The 16,072-nt window shown below is 67.5% G+C and carries 13 protein-coding genes; 5 read left to right on the top strand and 8 right to left on the bottom strand.

Going from position 1 to position 16,072, the window contains the following annotated elements; translation table 11 throughout:
- The first annotated feature begins 82 nt into the window (after positions 1-82).
- Positions 83-676 carry a TetR/AcrR family transcriptional regulator gene (locus ACOZHM_RS14200; protein WP_421569965.1) on the top strand — a complete coding sequence of 198 codons (594 nt, stop codon included), beginning with the start codon at positions 83-85 and terminating at the stop codon, positions 674-676.
- A gap of 27 nt (positions 677-703) precedes the next feature.
- Entirely contained in the window at positions 704-1,129 is a 426-nt protein-coding gene (locus ACOZHM_RS14195) for an NUDIX domain-containing protein (RefSeq protein WP_421569964.1), read from the top strand.
- 9 nt (positions 1,130-1,138) lie between these two features.
- Here ACOZHM_RS14195 and ACOZHM_RS14190 read toward each other — a convergent pair whose 3' ends face one another.
- Genes ACOZHM_RS14190 through ACOZHM_RS14165 form a run of 6 tightly spaced genes read right to left on the bottom strand, consistent with a single transcriptional unit; the run spans position 1,139 to position 9,963 of the window.
- Positions 1,139-2,242, bottom strand: coding sequence for a sugar kinase (locus ACOZHM_RS14190; RefSeq protein WP_421569963.1), 1,104 nt, complete (start codon positions 2,240-2,242; stop codon positions 1,139-1,141).
- On the bottom strand, positions 2,239-3,420 hold the full coding sequence (locus ACOZHM_RS14185; RefSeq protein WP_421569962.1) for a GDSL-type esterase/lipase family protein: 1,182 nt from the start codon (positions 3,418-3,420) through the stop codon (positions 2,239-2,241). Before ACOZHM_RS14185 ends, ACOZHM_RS14190 begins: the two co-directional genes overlap by 4 nt.
- 29 nt (positions 3,421-3,449) lie before the next feature.
- A complete protein-coding gene (locus ACOZHM_RS14180) occupies positions 3,450-4,205 on the bottom strand; it encodes an SDR family NAD(P)-dependent oxidoreductase (RefSeq protein ID WP_421569961.1) in 756 nt (251 codons plus the stop codon).
- Positions 4,206-4,244: 39 nt separating this feature from the next.
- A complete protein-coding gene (locus ACOZHM_RS14175) occupies positions 4,245-5,534 on the bottom strand; it encodes an MFS transporter (RefSeq protein ID WP_421569960.1) in 1,290 nt (429 codons plus the stop codon).
- Positions 5,531-7,768 (bottom strand): oligoalginate lyase, encoded by a 2,238-nt coding sequence (locus tag ACOZHM_RS14170; RefSeq protein ID WP_421569959.1) that lies wholly within the window; start codon positions 7,766-7,768, stop codon positions 5,531-5,533. Before ACOZHM_RS14170 ends, ACOZHM_RS14175 begins: the two co-directional genes overlap by 4 nt.
- A complete protein-coding gene (locus ACOZHM_RS14165; RefSeq protein ID WP_421569958.1) occupies positions 7,765-9,963 on the bottom strand; it encodes a polysaccharide lyase 6 family protein in 2,199 nt (732 codons plus the stop codon). Before ACOZHM_RS14165 ends, ACOZHM_RS14170 begins: the two co-directional genes overlap by 4 nt.
- A 382-nt stretch (positions 9,964-10,345) precedes the next feature.
- Here ACOZHM_RS14165 and ACOZHM_RS14160 point away from each other — a divergent pair, with 382 nt between their 5' ends.
- Both ACOZHM_RS14160 and ACOZHM_RS14155 read left to right on the top strand, forming a co-directional pair.
- On the top strand, positions 10,346-13,237 hold the full coding sequence (locus ACOZHM_RS14160) for a TonB-dependent receptor (protein ID WP_421569957.1): 2,892 nt from the start codon (positions 10,346-10,348) through the stop codon (positions 13,235-13,237).
- A 43-nt stretch (positions 13,238-13,280) separates the two neighbouring features.
- On the top strand, positions 13,281-14,024 hold the full coding sequence (locus ACOZHM_RS14155) for a FadR/GntR family transcriptional regulator (RefSeq protein ID WP_068854509.1): 744 nt from the start codon (positions 13,281-13,283) through the stop codon (positions 14,022-14,024).
- A 165-nt stretch (positions 14,025-14,189) separates the two neighbouring features.
- Here the strand turns inward: ACOZHM_RS14155 and ACOZHM_RS14150 are convergent, their stop codons facing one another.
- Positions 14,190-14,579, bottom strand: coding sequence for a DUF6165 family protein (locus ACOZHM_RS14150; RefSeq protein WP_421569956.1), 390 nt, complete (start codon positions 14,577-14,579; stop codon positions 14,190-14,192).
- A gap of 186 nt (positions 14,580-14,765) precedes the next feature.
- On the opposite strand from ACOZHM_RS14150, the gene ACOZHM_RS14145 reads away from it, so the two are divergent.
- Positions 14,766-15,461, top strand: coding sequence for a TorF family putative porin (locus ACOZHM_RS14145; RefSeq protein WP_421570062.1), 696 nt, complete (start codon positions 14,766-14,768; stop codon positions 15,459-15,461).
- Positions 15,462-15,537: 76 nt separating this feature from the next.
- Here the strand turns inward: ACOZHM_RS14145 and ACOZHM_RS14140 are convergent, their stop codons facing one another.
- On the bottom strand, positions 15,538-16,008 hold the full coding sequence (locus ACOZHM_RS14140) for a DUF1456 family protein (protein ID WP_421569955.1): 471 nt from the start codon (positions 16,006-16,008) through the stop codon (positions 15,538-15,540).
- Positions 16,009-16,072 lie beyond the last annotated feature (64 nt).

Here is a 16,072-nt window from a genome sequence, read left to right as displayed (position 1 = left end):
AAAGAATAGGCGTCGATTTCGCCACGGTCAACCGCGGATGTCGATAGAATTGCCCCATCGTTTCTTTCCGTTGTGATGCCCCATGGCCGGACGCCCGCGCGAGTTCGACAAAGACCAGGCCCTCAAACAGGCCATGCTGCTGTTCTGGGAGCGCGGCTATGAAGGCACTTCGATGGCGGCGCTGGTGGAAGCGCTGGGCATTGCCTCGGCACGCATCTATGCGGCATTCGGCAGCAAGGAACAGCTGTTCCGCGAGGCCGTGGCCTTGTACGAAAGCGGCGACGGTGGCTTTGCCGACCGCGCGCTGCGCGCAGAAGCAGTCCGCCCGGCGATCGAACGCATGCTGCACGACGCGGTGCTCACCTACACCCGGCGCGGTCGCGCGCAGGGCTGCCTGGTGGTATCGGCGGCGACCAGCACCGCACCGGAGAACGAGGGGGTGATGGAGTGGCTGGCCGGACATCGCCGCCAGCGCACCCAGCAGATCATCGCGCGCCTGCAGCAGGCCGCCACTGCCGGTGAACTGGCCGAGGGCGCTGATGTGCAGGCACTCGGCGACTACTACGCGACCTTGCTGCACGGCATTTCCACCCAGGCGCGCGATGGTGCCAGCCGCGCCCGCCTGCTGGCCGCCGTCGCGGTGGCGCTGCAGGTGCTGCCGGTGCGGGCCACCTGATGACGACACAACGTCCGGAGACCACCGATGCCTGATCCGCTTCCCGTGCAGCAGCCTCGCGTCGGCTGCGGTGCCGTCATCCAGCGCGCCGATGGTGCCGTGCTGCTGGTCCAGCGCGGGCGACAGCCCGAGCAGGGTTATTGGGGCCTGCCCGGCGGCAAGGTCGACTGGATGGAGAAGGTCGAAGACACCGTGGTCCGCGAAGTGCAGGAAGAAACCGGGCTGCGCGTGGCGGTGGAACGACTGCTGTGCGTGGTGGACCACTTCGAGCCGGCACTGGGGCAGCACTGGGTGGCCCCGGTCTACCTCGCGCGTACGCTGGACGACGCGCAGGCGATGCCACTTGAACCCGAGGCGATCCTCGCCGTGGCGTGGTTCCATCCCGACGCGTTGCCCGCGCCGCTCACCCGCTCGGCCACCGAGGGCTTGGCCCGCCTTTCAAGCCAGGGCTGAGTCGCGGCGTCAGCGCCTTGCTGCCGCGCCATCCCCGCGCGCCACGGCTTCCACCTCCTCGCGGCTGGTGCAGGCGGCATCGCCCGGTGTGGACATCGCCAACGCGCCATGCGCGGCCCCCAGTTCCACGGCGGCCTGTTCGCCCAAGCCTTCCAGCAGCGCGTGCACCACGCCGGCCACGAAGGCATCGCCACCGCCCACCCGGTCCAGCAGCTCCACCTCGCGCGCGGCCGAGACGAACAGCGCCTCGCGATTGCGCAGCGCGCCGGCCCAGCCGTTGCGCGCGGCATTGCTGGCATCGCGCAGGGTAAACGCCACCGCCTGCAGGTTCGGAAATCGCTCCATCGCGCGCAGCGCCGCGGCATCGGCCGGGCCCACATCCATCGGCGTCTCGCGTCGCCCCAGGTCCGCCAGATCCATGCCCAGGCACGCGGCGAAGGAGTACTCGTCGCCAATGAGCAGGTCGCACTCGGCGGCGATCGCGCAGTTCGCCTGCCGCGCCGCGTCCGGGTCTGGATGGCTGTTCCACAGGCTGGCGCGGTAGTTGAGGTCGTAGGACACCGCCACGCCGTGGCGGCGCGCGGCCTGCACGGCGGCGATGGCGGTCTGCGCGCTGTGCTCGGACAAGGCGGCGAAGATGCCGCCGGTATGCAGCCAGCGCACCCCGTGTACCCCGAACACCGCGTCCCAGTCGTACTCGTCCGCACGCAGCTGCGAGGCCGCCGAGTACGCCCGGTCGGACACCCCCAGCGGCGCGCGCACCCCAAACCCGCGCTCGGTGAAGTTCAGGCCCATGCGCGTATTGCGGCCGATGCCGTCGTACTCGCGCCACAGGATCTGGCTGCTGTCCACGCCACCGGCCTGGATCAGCTGCTGCGCCAGCAGGCCCAGCTCGTTGCGTGGCAGCGCGGTCAGCACCGCCGTGGCGTGGCCGAAGGTGCTGCTCAGGCCACGCGCGACGTTGTACTCGCCGCCGCCTTCCCACACCTGGAACTGTCGCGCGTTGCGCACGCGGCCTTCGCCCGGGTCGAAGCGCAGCATCACCTCGCCCAGCGCCATCGCCTGCCAGCGAGGGTTCGCGTGGGCGGCCAGCTGGAAGTGCTGCGTGCTCATCGTGCGGTGCACCCCAGCAGGGCCAGGTCCACGCCGTCGGCCATGCGCCGGTAGCCTTCGTCGTTGGGGTGCAGGAAATCGCGGGTGATCGCTTCCGGCAGGAATTCCGGTTTGGCCGGATCACGCAGGATCTGGTCGAAGTCGATCAGCGCATCGAAGCCGCTGCGGCCGCCGCGCATCCAGCTGTTGAGCGTGGTGCGGGTAGCGGCGGCCACCGGCTCGTAGCGGTCCGAGCCGCCGAACGGGGTGATCGTCGCGGCAATCGCGCGGATGCCGTTGCTGTGCAGCCGCTCGGCCACCTGCCGGTAGCCCAGCACCATGTCCTCGGCGTTGCGGCCGGCCACTGGCGGCGTGCCGCCGTCGTGGCGGATATCGTTGATGCCTTCAAACAGGATCACCCGGTTCACGTGCGGCAGCGCGATCACGTCGCGGTCCAGCCGGGCCAGTGCACTGTGGCTGCGGCCATGGTCCATGACCTTGTTGCCGCTGATGCCGGCGTTGACCAGCACCACCTGGTCCGGGCAGGCCTGCTGCAGGCGGGCGGACAGCAGCGCCGGCCAGTCGCCATTGCTGCCGCGCGTGGCGGTGGCGCCTTCGGTGATCGAATCGCCCAGCGCGACCACCACGATGGGCGTGCTGCTGCGCTCGGCCAGCACGGCCGACACCACGTTCTGCCGGTAGGCGAGCTTCACCTTGTCGGCGACCTCGGCCTGGCGGCCATCGGCAATGCGCAGCGCGGTGCGTCGCACCGCCGGTTGGGTGGCATCGGGGAAATAGAGGGTGAGCGAGACATCGGCCAGCGCCGGCACCGCCATCGCCACCGGGTCGCTGAGCAGCGCGGCGCCCACGGGCACCACCACCTCGCTGCGGCCATTGAAGGTCACCAGCTTGGCGGGTGTTGCCGTGCCGGTGCGCTGGGCGCTGGCGCCGCCGATATGCAGCGGCGTGGTGCCCAGCTCATTACTGATGCGGAAGCGCAGCGCCGTGGCCGAACTGGCCAGGCGCATGTCCTGGCGCACGGTCTGGTTGGCGAACTGCACCGGTGCGTCGGGTGAACCGTCCTGGCGGTCCGGCGCGGGTGACGCCGTCCAGGCCGGCACCCAGACCTGGGCCTGGGTGGGCAGCGCCGCGGCGCTGGTGGCAAGTGCAAATGAAAGTGCAGTGATCCAGCGCAGCATGGCGGCCCTCCCAGGCGGTCAGCGGTCTATCAGGAGAAGTAGGTGCCGCCGTTGACGTCAACGTTGGCACCGGTGATGAAGCCGGCCGCATCCGAGGCGAGGTACACGGCGGTGTCGGCCGCTTCCTGCGGGCGGCCCTGGCGGCGCAGCGGGGTGTTGCCGGCCACGGCGGTACGCACTTCCGGCTTGGTGAATTCGTCATGGAAGCGGGTGGCGATCATGCCGCAGCACAGCGCGTTGACACGGATGCCACGCGGTCCCAGTTCCTTGGCCATCGCCCGGGTGAAGGTCATCACCGCCGCCTTGGCGGTGGCGTAGATCGACGCGCCCGGACCGCCGCCATCGCGGCCGGCCTGCGAGGCGAAGTTCACGATCGCGCCGCCTTCGGGCATGTGCGGCGCCACCGCATGCGTGGTCAGGTAGACCGAGCTCATGTTGAGGTCCATGACCTTGTGGAAGAAGGCCGGGTCGATCTCGGACAGCGGGCGGCGCTGCACCATGCCACCGGCCACGTTGACCAGCACGTCGATCTGCGGGCCGAACGCGGCCTGGGTGGCGGCGACCATGCCGGCCACGGCCTGGGCATCGGTCACGTCGGCGCGGTGCACGATGGCGGTGCCGCCGGCCGCCTGTACCTGCTGCAGGGTTTCCTGCGCGCTGGCTTCGTCGTTGGCGTAGTTGATGCACACCTTGGCGCCGGCCGCGGCCAGCTTGAGCGAGATCTCACGGCCGATATCGCGGCCGCCACCGGTGACGATGGCCACCTTGTCCTTGAACTGATTCATGCAGTAACTCCAGTGATGCGAGGGGGAAAAAAGGAAACGTCAGCGGGAGGGCGGCGCGTCGACCTTCTCGACGCGTCCGGTCACCAGCCACAGGGCGAGCAGGGAAGCGGGCACCAGCGCCGCCACCAGGATGAAAATCGGTGCATACGAGTCGCGGGTCATCACCGGCACCAGCCAGGTGGTGATCAGCGTGCCGGCCACCGCGGCCATGCCGCCCAGCCCGGCCAGCGAGCCGACCGACTTGCCGCTGAAGATGTCGCCGGGCAGGGTCTGGATGTTGCCGATGGCGATCTGGAAACCGAACAGCACGAAGGCGATGGTCACCACCGCCCACACCGGGTCGGTGGCCAGCACCGCGCCCAGCAGGGCCGGGGCCATGATCGCGCCGCCCAGAGTGATGACCCACTTGCGCGCGCGGTCCACGCTCCAGCCGGCGCCGATCAGCCGCCCGGACAACCAGCCGCCGCCGAGGCTGCCGATCATCGCGCCCACATAGGGCACCCAGGCGAAGATGCCGATCTGCTTGATGTCGAAGCCGAAGGTGTCGGCCAGGTAGATCGGCAACCACGACACGAACAGCCACCAGATCGGGTCGATGAAGAAGCGCGTGGCGAGGATGCCCCAAGTCTGCCGGTGGCCCAGAAGCTGGCGCACGTTGGGCACATATTCGACCTTGGGCACCGCCGGCTGTTCGGACGGCGCATCCAGGATCAATGCACGCTCGGCCGCGCTCACCCACGGGTGTTTGTCGGGCCCGGCGCGGTAGATGACCAGCCAGGGCAGCAGCCACACGAAGCCGATGGCACCGATCAGGATGAAGGTGCCGCGCCAGCCCAGCCACAGGAACAGCACCGCGATCAGCGGCGCCGAGATGATCGCGCCGATGGAGGCGCCGGCGTTGAACACGCCCTGCGCCAGCGCACGCTCGCGCGCGGGGAACCACTCCGCGTTGGCCTTCACCGCACCCGGCCAGGCGCCGGCCTCGCTGATGCCCAGCATCGCCCGCACGATGCTGAAGGACAGGATCGAGTGGGTCACCGAGTGCAGGGCAATCGAGATCGACCACACCGCGATCGACAGCGCGAAGCCCAGCCGCGTGCCGATGATGTCGAACAGGCGCCCGAACACGAACTGGCCGGCGGCGTAGAACAGCATGAACACCGTCACCAGCAGCGCGTAGTCTTCCTTGGTGGCGCCCACGTCCTTGGAGATCTGCGGCCACATCACCGCCAGCGCGTTGCGGTCGATGTAATTGATCACCGTGGCCACGGCGATCAGGGCCACGATCAGCCAGCGCACATACGAGCGCGTCCGCGTGCCGACGTTCATTTGCCGTCCTTGCCGCTGGCGGTATCGAAGCGCTTCCAGCCGCCGCTCCAGCTCCAGCGCTGGCCATCGGCGCTCACCTCGTGGTTGCCGCCGGTGGACGGATCATCGGCAATGCCCAGTGCCACCCGCGTGCCACCGGCCAGGTCCAGCACCAGCACGCTCGCATCCTTGCCACGGTAGTGCGCCAGCCGGTCGATGCGGCTGTTGGCGCCGCGCACGGTCTCGGCGGTGCCGTCGTACTGGCCATGCGGTTCCAGCACGCCATAGAACGTGGTGCTGGCCTGGCCGTCCACCCGCTGCAGCAGCATCGGTTCACGGCGCAGGTTGAAGGAAGGATCGTTGGCGCCGCTCTCCCCGATCAGCGCCCGCGACGGGGCGGTGCTGGCGAAGCGGTAGGTGTAGAAGCGTCCGTCCAGCAGCCAGGTCAGGCTGCGCGGCTCGGTGCCGGGTTCGCTCGACGCATCCACCCACACGTGCTGGTAACCGTTGGCCTTGCCCAGCACCGGGCGGGTGGCCACGGCGGACTGCGCCCTGAAGCCGACGTCCATGATGTGGCCGTTGAAGTGCAGGGGCAGGTCGTAGCGCGCCGGCTTGCTGCCGTCCACGCGCAGCAGGTCCAGCACCACCGGCTGGCCCAGCGACGGGTGCGACAGCAGCGCCTGCGTACGGGTGAAGCTCACCCCGTCGTAGGCGCCGACCATGCGCGCCGACGCAATCTGGGTGTCGTCGGTCACCGCGAACAGCAGCGGGGCAGGGGCCAGCGGCTGGCCCTTCTTCCAGTCGCCACCGAAGTGGCTCTGCTCGTTCACCACCAACGTGTTGTGCGCCAGCGTCTGCCGCGCCCAGCTGTTGTTCTCGGGCAGGTAGATGCCGCCGGACTTCGCTTCGATGTTGAGGAAGCGCGCCGCGCCGTAGTCGGTCACTACGCGCTGGCCGTTGTCATAGAACAGCCAGTTGAGTTTGTCGAAGTGGCCGTGGCCCATGCCCTGCTTGGTGTTCTTCATCACCAGCGCCTGACCGTCTTCACCGCCCATGCGCAGGATGGCCAGCGCGCCTTCGTTGCCGTCCGGCCCATCGCGGAGCAGGGTGGGCACGAACGCGAAGGGTTTGGCTTTGCCGTCGGCCAGCGCCTTGGCCACCTGAAGGCCTTCGGGCGAGAGCAGCACGCGCTTCTGCTGCTTGGCCACCGACAGCAGGCGTGCATCGCTGGTGTTGGCGTAGGCGATGTCGATACCCGCCACCAGTTCTTCGGTATCCAGGCCCTTGTCCAGGATCGCGTCGTTGATCGGAATGAAGTAGCCGCCGTAGCTGCTCTGCACCAGCGCATCCACCGCCTTGAGCAGCACGCCGTCGCGGCGCTTGAAGATGCCGCGCTGCGGCTCGTTGCGCTCCACCGCATTGGCGAACAGGATGAACGGCGCCAGCGCATAGCGCTGGTAGTAGGGGCCTTCCTCGTAATAGCCATCGGGCGAGAACAGCTGGTCCACCTGCTTGAGGAAGCCGGCGCTGCCGTCGCGGCGGCTGCCCATCAGCGCCTGCTCCACCAGCACCGGGTCGCGCAGCACGTAGCCGGTCATGCCGGTGGCGGCCACCGCCCAGGTGGCGTGGTTGTGGATCTTGTCGAAGTTCTCCGGGTTGCCGCTCAGGAACTTCGCCATCGGCCGGAACACGTTGTCGTCGATGGTGCGACGCTCGTCGGCGCTCAGGCTGTCGCGGATCGCGTCGTAGCCCTGCACCGCGTTCACCAGCCACACCGAATCGTTGAGCGTCTGCCAGAACAGCCGCCCCGGAATCTGCCCGCGCCCTTCCGGGTGTGCGCCCAGCCCGGGGTAGAGCTTGGCGTAGCCGAGCAGCACGTCGCGCGCGAAGTTCGCGTACGCCTTGTCGCCGGTCAGCCGATACAGCGCGCCGGCCGCCTGGATCGCCTGGTAATTGCGCTTGTGCTGTTCGTGGGTGTAACCGCCGCCCTTGTCCTTGGGCACCGGCACGTCGATGCCGGCCTTCATTATCGCGCGCACCAGCTTCTCGGCGCGTGCCTGTTCCTTGGCGAACATCGGGTAGCCGGCGCCGTCGCGGCGCATCTGTTCCCACTGCGCGGCGGTGACCAGCACGGGCGCGCTGGAGGCTTCACTGCTGCGCGCGGCCGCACTCGGTGCCTGGGCGTGGGCGGCGGGAAGCGCGGCTGCGCTGAAGGTGGCCGCCAGCAGCAGCATCAGGGGCGTGGAACGCGTCATGGCAGGGTCTCGGCTGGGATATCGGACTGCAGTGCCGCAGTAGCGGTGAAGGTGTTGCCGCGCAGGCGCAGCTGCGGCTCGCCGGTTTGATGGCTGAAGCGCACGCGGCCGCTGCGCTGCCAGGTGGTGTCGGTCAGGCTGGCCAGCTGCACGCCGTGCAGGCGCAGGCTGGTGTCGTCGGCCACGCCCACGTTGTCCAACCGGCTGCTGCGCAGGTGCAGGGCCGGGCCGAAGGTGCTTTCGTCGGTGCCACCGCGGTACAGGGTCACCAGCGGGCCGCCGATGCGGTGGAACGCCGAATCCAGGATGTCCACGGCCTCCACGTTGTAGGTGCCCAGGTTGTCGGTCTCGGCGGCCGCGTTGATCACGCTGCCGCTGATGTCGTCCACCTCCACCCGTTGCAGGCGGATCGACCGGGCGAAGGTGCCCTTGCCGGTGGTGATCACATCGAACGCCTTGTTGCTGGTGAGCCCGTGGATGCGGCTCTGGGTGATCTCCAGCGTGTAGTCGAACGCCTGGCTGCCCGGCGGCACGCGCACCACGGCATTGCCCGCCACGTCAGGGGCCAGGCGGCCGTCGATCTCCAGCCGGGTCAGCCGCAGCGCGCCACCGGCGCGCAGCTCGAACAGCGAGGGGCCGCTGAAGCGCACGCGTGCGGTGCCCTGCATCGGGCCCTCCACACTGAGCGGATGGGTGAGCCCCAGCACCTGGTTCACCCGGTAGTCGCCGGGGGCGAGTTGCAGCACATCGCCGGGCGCGCTGCCGGTCACCGCGCGGGTCAGGGTATCTTCGCCCGGGGCCACGCGATGGTTGGCACCGCTGTCCACGGCCACTTGGGTGCGCTGCTTGGGGTACCAGTCCACGCCCACCTGCTCGCGCGGAATCGGCGCCAGGTCGCGCGGCGCACCCACCTCGGTGCCGGCCGGTGGATACAGCAGGCCATTGGCCGCGCGCTGCAGGGTGAGGACGCGGCTGCTGACGCCGTTCGGGAAACCGGGCGACGCCGAAGGGCTCTGCACGTTGCCGCCGAAGCTGATGCCGGACAGGTCGCCCTGCACGCGCAGCGGGTCTTCGCTGCCATCGCCCACGAACAGGTTGCGGCTGATCCTGCTGCGCACCGGCATGGCATTGCGTTCATCGTCCAGCCCGGCGCCGAGGAACAGGTGGCCCACCTGCACGAAGCTGTTGCTGCGGATCTGGGCGTTGTCGACCTGCTCATAGCGGTTCAGGGGTGCATCGCGGGTGCCGGCCATCACCGCCAGCGCCGAGGCGAAGCCGTCGCCCAGCACGCCTTCGAAATAGTTGTCGCGCACGATCTGGTCGCGGTTGATCACCCGCACCCCGCCGGTATGCGCCTTGCGCCCACCCAGGAACACGTTGCGCTCCACCGTGTTGCCGTGGCCGTGACGCAGCACCAGCGACCCGCGCGAATCCTTGAACACGTTGCCGCGGTACAGATTGCCGCCCGACTTGTTGGAGACGATCTCCACCTCGCCATCGCATTCCTCGAACCAGTTGTTCTCCACCACCGTATTGGAGGCCGACTGCGAGTCGTGGCTGGTGCCGACGCGGATCGTCTCGCCGCCGTTGCTGCCCAGATTGGGGCGCGGGCCGAACCAGTTGTGGTCGATGCGGTGGCGGTTGTCCAACCCGCTGGTGGTGTTGCGCACCACCACCAGGGTGGTGCCGGCGTTGGTCTTGCCGACCAGCTGGTTGTGGTCGAAGCGGTTGTATTTGCCGTACATCCCCACCCAGTTGTCGGACTGGGCACGGTCGGGCTTATTGTAGCCGTCGATGACGATGCCGGTGACCCGGCTGTGGTCGGCCCACTCGCTGGACGAGCGGCGGAAGCTCACCACCTCGCCGCCCGGCGCCCAGCCGTCGCGGAAGACCAGGTCGGAGACCTCCAGATAGGCACCGGCCAGCCGTAGCTGCGACTGTCCGCTCAGGATCACCTTGCCGGGGGTCTGCGCGGTCAGCTTAATTGGTTGACCAATTGTCCCGGTGCCCGTCAGCAGCAGATCCACATCGCGCCAGGTGCCGTCGGCCAGGATCACCGTGTCGCCGGGTTTGAGGCTTTGGGCAGCGGCGGCGTACGCAGTGGCGTCATGCACCAGATACTCGGCCGACCAGGCAGCGGTCGGCGCCAGGGCCAGGGCGACCGCGAGACCCAGCCCGGTAGGGCCGGTTCCCAAACGACTGCCGCTGCGGCGCCCCGGTGCTTCAACGCATGGACTCCACCAACGCCAACGCGTCACCACCCCGCCAAAACGTACATCCTGTTGTTGCTGTGCCACAGGCTAACCCTCCCAGATCACCGTAGACCTCAACGCGAGTCCGGATGGTAACAGCCTCCACCGCAACAACGTCAACCACAACCGCATACCACTTTAGCCGCATCTGGTAAGCCATTTGCGCAAATATCTGCTGCATCCGCACATAAAACGTGCCCCAAGTGGTCTAGGTGGATCACCGGGGTAGACTTTAGTACCAATTCATTGACATTGGTCTTTGAACCGTGAATCTTCCGGATCGAATCCGTGTATTCGGACGATCCATCCTGGGAGGGAGATCACGATGTTGCATGACCGCCGTACGGCCTCGCCACGAGGCTTTCGCCACACCGCGCTGCACAGCGCGCTGTTCTACGCCCTGTGCGCCACCGCGGCCGTGCCGCTGGCCCACGCACAGGACGCCGAAGCACCGGCCAGCCCGCCGGCACAGGCCACCACGCTCGACCAGGTCCAGGTGACCGGGACGCGCGGCACCATCCAGACCTCGATCGACAAGAAGCGCGAAGAGACCGTGGTCTCCGACGTGCTGTCGGCCGAGGACATCGGCGACCTGCCCGCGCTCTCGATCGGCGAGGCCATCGAAACCATCACCGGCGCGTCCACCCACCGCGAGAAGGGCGGCGCCTCCGAAATCTCGATCCGTGGCCTCGGCCCGTTCCTGGGTTCGTCCACCTTCAACGGGCGTGAGGCGACCAACGGCAGTGGCGACCGCTCGGTGAACTTCAACCAGTTCCCGTCGGAGCTGATCAACACCGTGGCGATCTACAAGACCCAGCGCGCCGACTTCGTCGAAGGCGGCGTGGCCGGCACGGTCAACATGGAAACCGTCAAACCGCTGGAATATGGCAAGCGCACCTTCCAGCTGGACGGGCGCGGCACCTGGCAGGAATACGACGACCGCCTGAAAGACGGCGACGGCGTGGGCTGGCGCGGTACCGCCAGCTACATCGACCAGTTTGAGTTCAGCAACGGCGGCAAGCTCGGCGTGTCGGTCGGCCTGCAGGCGCTGGAAGGCAGCAACCCGGAAGAGATGTTCTCCAGCAGCACCACCTGGGCGGCCTGCGATGGCCGTGAAGTGGTCGGCGCCACGCGCAACTGCACCCAGGTCAACGGCAACGACGTGGCCAACGACGTGCCGTACTACCTGGTGCCGGGCAGCCGGCTGTACCGCCAGTTCATCGAACACGACAAGCGTGACTCGCAGTTCGGCGCGCTGCAGTGGCGGCCCAACGACGCGGTGGAGGTGAACCTGGATTACCAGCACTCCAAGCGCGACTACACCGAAGACCGTTCGGACCTGACGTTGTCGTCGATGATGCGCAACCTCAACAACCGCGTGGTCAGCGACGATGGCGCGCTGCTGCACCACACCGGCAGCACCACCATCGATTCCACCGGCAATTTCCTGGAGCGCAAGGAGGAATACACGGGCGGCGGCTTCAACGTGATCGTGCGGCCCAGCGCGGCGTGGATGTTCTCCACCGACCTGTCCTATTCCAACACCCAGCGTTCGCAGATCGAACGCTCCACCCGCCTGCGCGCCGGCCGTACCGACGTCAACGGCAACCCGGTGGCCGGCATCAAGAACACGCGGTACGTCGACTACACCTACGACTACAGCGGCGACGTGCCCAGCATTTACCTGGATCCGGCGTTCAATGTGAACAACCCGGACAACTTCACCGATTCGGCGCTGATCCGTCGCCGCCAGCAGGACCGCGAGCACACCATCCGCGCCGGCCGGTTCGATGCGGCGTTTACCCCGGAAAGCGGCTTCTTCACCGCGCTCAAGGGCGGCCTGCGCCGGTCGGAGGCGACCTACACCGACTTCACCGACACCGTGGATGTCACCACCACCAACGTCGCCGCGATCCGGGCGGCCAACCGCGCCTGCCGCCAGGAGTTTCCGCAGGACGACTTCCTGGCCAATGCCAGCGGCAACACCATCGACCAGTGGGCCACCTTCGACAGCCGCTGCCTGTTCAAGGCCTTCACCGGCGTGGATGACACCGGCCTGAGCGCGGACCTGCGCGACCCGGCCAACAACGATGTGACCGAGAAGACCAGCGCCATCTACCTGATGGGCGACTACAGCAGCGAATGGTTCGGCGTGCCGGTCACCGGCAACATCGGCGTGCGCTGGGTACACACCGATGTGCGCTCGATGGGCCTGCGCAGCGGGCTGGACGTGGTCAACAACCCCGATGGCACCGTGACTCTGCGGCCCACCGGCGATTTCACCCGGCAGGTGCTCAAGTCCAGCAACAACGAATGGCTGCCCAGCTTCAACGCCGCCTTCGAACTGCGCCCGGACCTGCTGCTGCGCGTGGGCGCCTACCGGGCGATGTCGCGCCCGGACCTGGCCGCGCTCGGCTATGGCCGCAGCTTCAACCTGGACGAAGTGGACACCGAGTTCGGCAGCGTCGCCGACGCGCTGGGCAACATCACCGCCACCGGCAACCCGCGCGCCACCCCGCTGATGTCGTGGAATGCCGACGTGTCGCTGGAGTGGTACGCCAACGCCGATTCCATGCTCTCCACCGCCGTGTACTACAAGCAGTTCAACGGCGGCTCGGTGCCGGTGGTGGTGGGCGAGAACTTCGATATCGACGGGGTGAGCGTCACCGTGCCGGTGGAGCAGCTGGCCACCAGCGACCAGAAGAGCGACCTGATCGGCTTCGAGCTCACCGGTTCGCATGCCTTCTCCTACCTGCCGGGCATCTTCTCCGGGCTGGGCGTGAAGGCCAGCTACAACTACGCCCATTCCAACTTCAAGACCGAAGACCTGCGCCTGGGCGAGTCCACCGACCCGGCCACCGGCATCGTCACCCCCGGTATCGTGGAGCCGGCCAACATCTTCGGGCTGTCCAAGCACGTAGCCTCGGCGCAGGTGTATTGGGGCCTGGGCAAGCTGGACCTGCAGGCGATCTACAAGTACCGCTCCGACTATTACCAGCAGTTTGTCGGCGACCCGGCGCAGAACCGCTACGTACGCGACAATGGCTCGCTGGACTTCCGCGCCACCTACAAGGTGAACAAGCACCTGTCGGTGTCGTTGTCGGCCAGCAACCTCACGGACGAGCCGCGGGTGTCGGATATGCCGATCCTGGGCAGCTTCCGCGAGTACACCACCTACGGGCGGCGGTATTATCTGGGGGTACGCTACCGTTTCTAAGCGCACCTTCGGTTCCCAGCCACCGTACAGCCAGGCCTTGATGATGTCCGAACCCCGCCTTTACCAGTCCATTGCCGCTGAAATCGTCGCGCTGATCGAGAAGGGCGAATTCCCGCCCGGCTCGCGCCTGCCCGGCGAACGCGACCTGGCCGAACGGCTGGGGGTGAGCCGGGTCACCGTGCGCGAGGCGGAAATCGCACTGGAGGCGCAGGGCCTGATCACCATCAAGACCGGCTCGGGCGTGTACGTGAAGGCACGTCCGGCGGCCGCCCCTGGCGCGCTGCCGGATGTGTCGGCCTTCGACCTCACCGCCGCACGTGCGGTGATCGAGGCCGAGGCGGCGGCCATGGCGGCCAGCCGCATCACCGACGCCGAAGTGGAAATGCTGGAAGGGCTCATTGCGGCGATGACCGACCCGGCCTCGAGCGAGGCGGCAGCCAGCGAGGCCGACCGCCAGTTCCACCTGGCCATTGCGCGCATTGCCGGCAACCCGGTGGTGGAGCACTGCGTGCAGCTGATCTGGCGCATGCGCAATGAACTGCCGCGGGTGCGCCAGGTGTACGCCAACGTGTGCCACAACGATGGTGATACCCGCAACGACGAACACACCGCCATCCTCGATGGCCTGCGCCTGCGTGATCCGGGCGCGGCGCGCACCGCGATGCGCAATCACTTCCAGCGGCTGTTCGAATCCATGCTGGAAGCGACGGAAAATGAAGCGCTGGCGGAGATCCGCCGGCGCACCCAGCAGGACCGCGAGCGGTTCTTGGCCGCTACCGCGCGCTGATGCATCCAGCCACCCATGGGGTGGCTCTACGGCCCGGTCGTCCGCCCATTTGCAGAACAACGCCATGGCGCGACGCGCCCACTCGCGGAATAACGCCATACCAGGACGGTAGAGCCACCCCATGGGTGGCTGGCGCAACGCCGACCCGCGCCACGCGCCGGACGATCATTCCCCCTGGTATTGCTTCTCTTCCACCAGCTGCGACCCGGCAATCCGGTTGATCTCGTTCTTCACCTTCACCCGCTCGCCATTGGTGCCGTAAACACCGCGCGCCAGCTGGATGAACTGATCATCGAACACCTGCGCCGCTTCCTTGTCGCGCAGCTGGTCCTGGATATCCCACATCCGCTCATTGATGTCCTTGAGCTGGGTCTTGAGCGCATCCAGCCCCGGCTGCGCGGCCAGCAATTCCTGCCACAGCGGCAGCAGCCCATCCAGTTCGGTGCGCACGTTGGCGACCTTGCCCGCATCGGTGATGCGTTCGGCCTTGATTTCCAGGATGGTGATCTTGTCGATCAGTTCGCCAATCGATACCGGGGTCAGGATCGCGTCCACGCCATTCTCGCTGCAGGTCAGTCAGGGCCGCCATGATAGCGCGGGCCGCCTGAAGGTCTGGTAGGCAGCTTTTACGCCGAATTTGCGCGCGGCGCCGCCGCACCGCATGGCGCCTTTACGGGCGCGCTCACCACACTGTGCGCTTCAACGGCGCGGCCGTTTTCTGGAGGGGTGGACGTGGTGGCAATGCAGGTAACAGGGCGCGCAGTGCGCCGGGTAAGTGGGCTGGTTCTCGGCCTGGCGCTCAGTGGTTCGGCGTTGGCTGGCGTGGACGGCAATGCCACGCTCACCACAGACTACGTCTGGCGCGGCAGCTCACAGACCATGGAAGACCCGACCGTGCAGGCAGGGGTGAAGTTGAGCAGTGAATCAGGCTGGTACGCCTCGGTCTGGGGCTCGGGCGTGTCGTTCGAACCGGACGCCGGTGCACGCAGCGAGTTCGACATCGTCGCAGGCTGGGGCGGTGAGCTCGCGCCGGACTGGGCGCTGGACGTCAACCTCACCCATTACCTGTATCCGTCCACGAACGTGGACCTGGACTGGACCGAGCTCAACAGCACGCTGACCTGGAAGGAACGTTACTGGCTCAGCGTGGGTGTATCCGACGATGCGCTGGCCAGCGGCACCACCGGCACGTACGCGCAGCTCGGCGCCCGCGTACCGCTGGGCGAGCAGTGGCGCATCGAAGGCGCGGTGGGCCAGTACTGGCTCGACAGCGCCTACGCCGACGACTACCTGCACGGCCAGCTCAGCGCCATCTGGAAAGTCCACGGCCCCTGGGAACTACGCGTCACCGCGCACGACACCGACCGCGCCGCCAAGCGCCTGTTCGGCAGCAACGCCGGTTCCCGCGTCGAATTCGCGATCCAGACCACGTTCTGACGCGTAGAGACACGCCATGCGTGTCCAACATATCACCGACCGAAAAAGGTAGAGCCACGCCATGCGTGGCTGCACCTCACGCGCCGCGAACGCGCAGCGTCAACCCCTTCAGGAAATTACGCAGCAGCTGATCGCCGCACGCGCGGAAATTCTTGTGGTCCGGCTGGCGGAACAGCGCCGACAGCTCCGGCTTCGACACCGGGAACCCGGCGTTGTTGAAGATCTCATGCATGTCCACGTCCTTCAGCTCGAAGGCAACCCGCAGCTTCTTCAACACCAGGTTGTTGGTGATCCGCTTCTCCACCGGGCGCAGCGGCTGGCTTTCATCGCGGCCACGGAAGTGCACGATCAACCCATCCAGGAAGTGGGCCAGGGTGCGGTCGTCGCAGGCCACGAAACCTTCTTCGTCTTCCTTGCGCAGCCAGCCGGCCACATCGGCCTTGTCCACCACGAAGGCCGGGTCGGCCAGGGCACAGGTGTCGGCAATCATGCCGTCGCTGAGGTCGAGCATGTAGCGGATGCTGCGCAGTACATCGTTGTTGATCATGAGGCGTCCAATACCGCCGACGCGGCTGCGTGGCTGGCTGCCATTTTACCCCCACCCGGCCCCC

It is taken from the genome of Stenotrophomonas sp. PD6 (genome assembly GCF_049199305.1).
GTDB lineage: Bacteria > Pseudomonadota > Gammaproteobacteria > Xanthomonadales > Xanthomonadaceae > Stenotrophomonas.
This window is presented reverse-complemented; position numbering and strand designations above follow the sequence as displayed.

Bases quoted from the DNA above. Each gene is read 5' to 3' on its own strand.
- ACOZHM_RS14200 (WP_421569965.1), top strand. From the start codon at position 83: ATGGCCGGACGCCCGCGCGAGTTCGACAAAGACCAGGCCCTCAAACAG.
- ACOZHM_RS14195 (WP_421569964.1), top strand. From the start codon at position 704: ATGCCTGATCCGCTTCCCGTGCAGCAGCCTCGCGTCGGCTGCGGTGCC.
- ACOZHM_RS14190 (WP_421569963.1), bottom strand. From the start codon at position 2,242: ATGAGCACGCAGCACTTCCAGCTGGCCGCCCACGCGAACCCTCGCTGG.
- ACOZHM_RS14185 (WP_421569962.1), bottom strand. From the start codon at position 3,420: ATGCTGCGCTGGATCACTGCACTTTCATTTGCACTTGCCACCAGCGCC.
- ACOZHM_RS14180 (WP_421569961.1), bottom strand. From the start codon at position 4,205: ATGAATCAGTTCAAGGACAAGGTGGCCATCGTCACCGGTGGCGGCCGC.
- ACOZHM_RS14175 (WP_421569960.1), bottom strand. From the start codon at position 5,534: ATGAACGTCGGCACGCGGACGCGCTCGTATGTGCGCTGGCTGATCGTG.
- ACOZHM_RS14170 (WP_421569959.1), bottom strand. From the start codon at position 7,768: ATGACGCGTTCCACGCCCCTGATGCTGCTGCTGGCGGCCACCTTCAGC.
- ACOZHM_RS14160 (WP_421569957.1), top strand. From the start codon at position 10,346: ATGTTGCATGACCGCCGTACGGCCTCGCCACGAGGCTTTCGCCACACC.
- ACOZHM_RS14155 (WP_068854509.1), top strand. From the start codon at position 13,281: ATGTCCGAACCCCGCCTTTACCAGTCCATTGCCGCTGAAATCGTCGCG.
- ACOZHM_RS14145 (WP_421570062.1), top strand. From the start codon at position 14,766: ATGCAGGTAACAGGGCGCGCAGTGCGCCGGGTAAGTGGGCTGGTTCTC.
- ACOZHM_RS14140 (WP_421569955.1), bottom strand. From the start codon at position 16,008: ATGATCAACAACGATGTACTGCGCAGCATCCGCTACATGCTCGACCTC.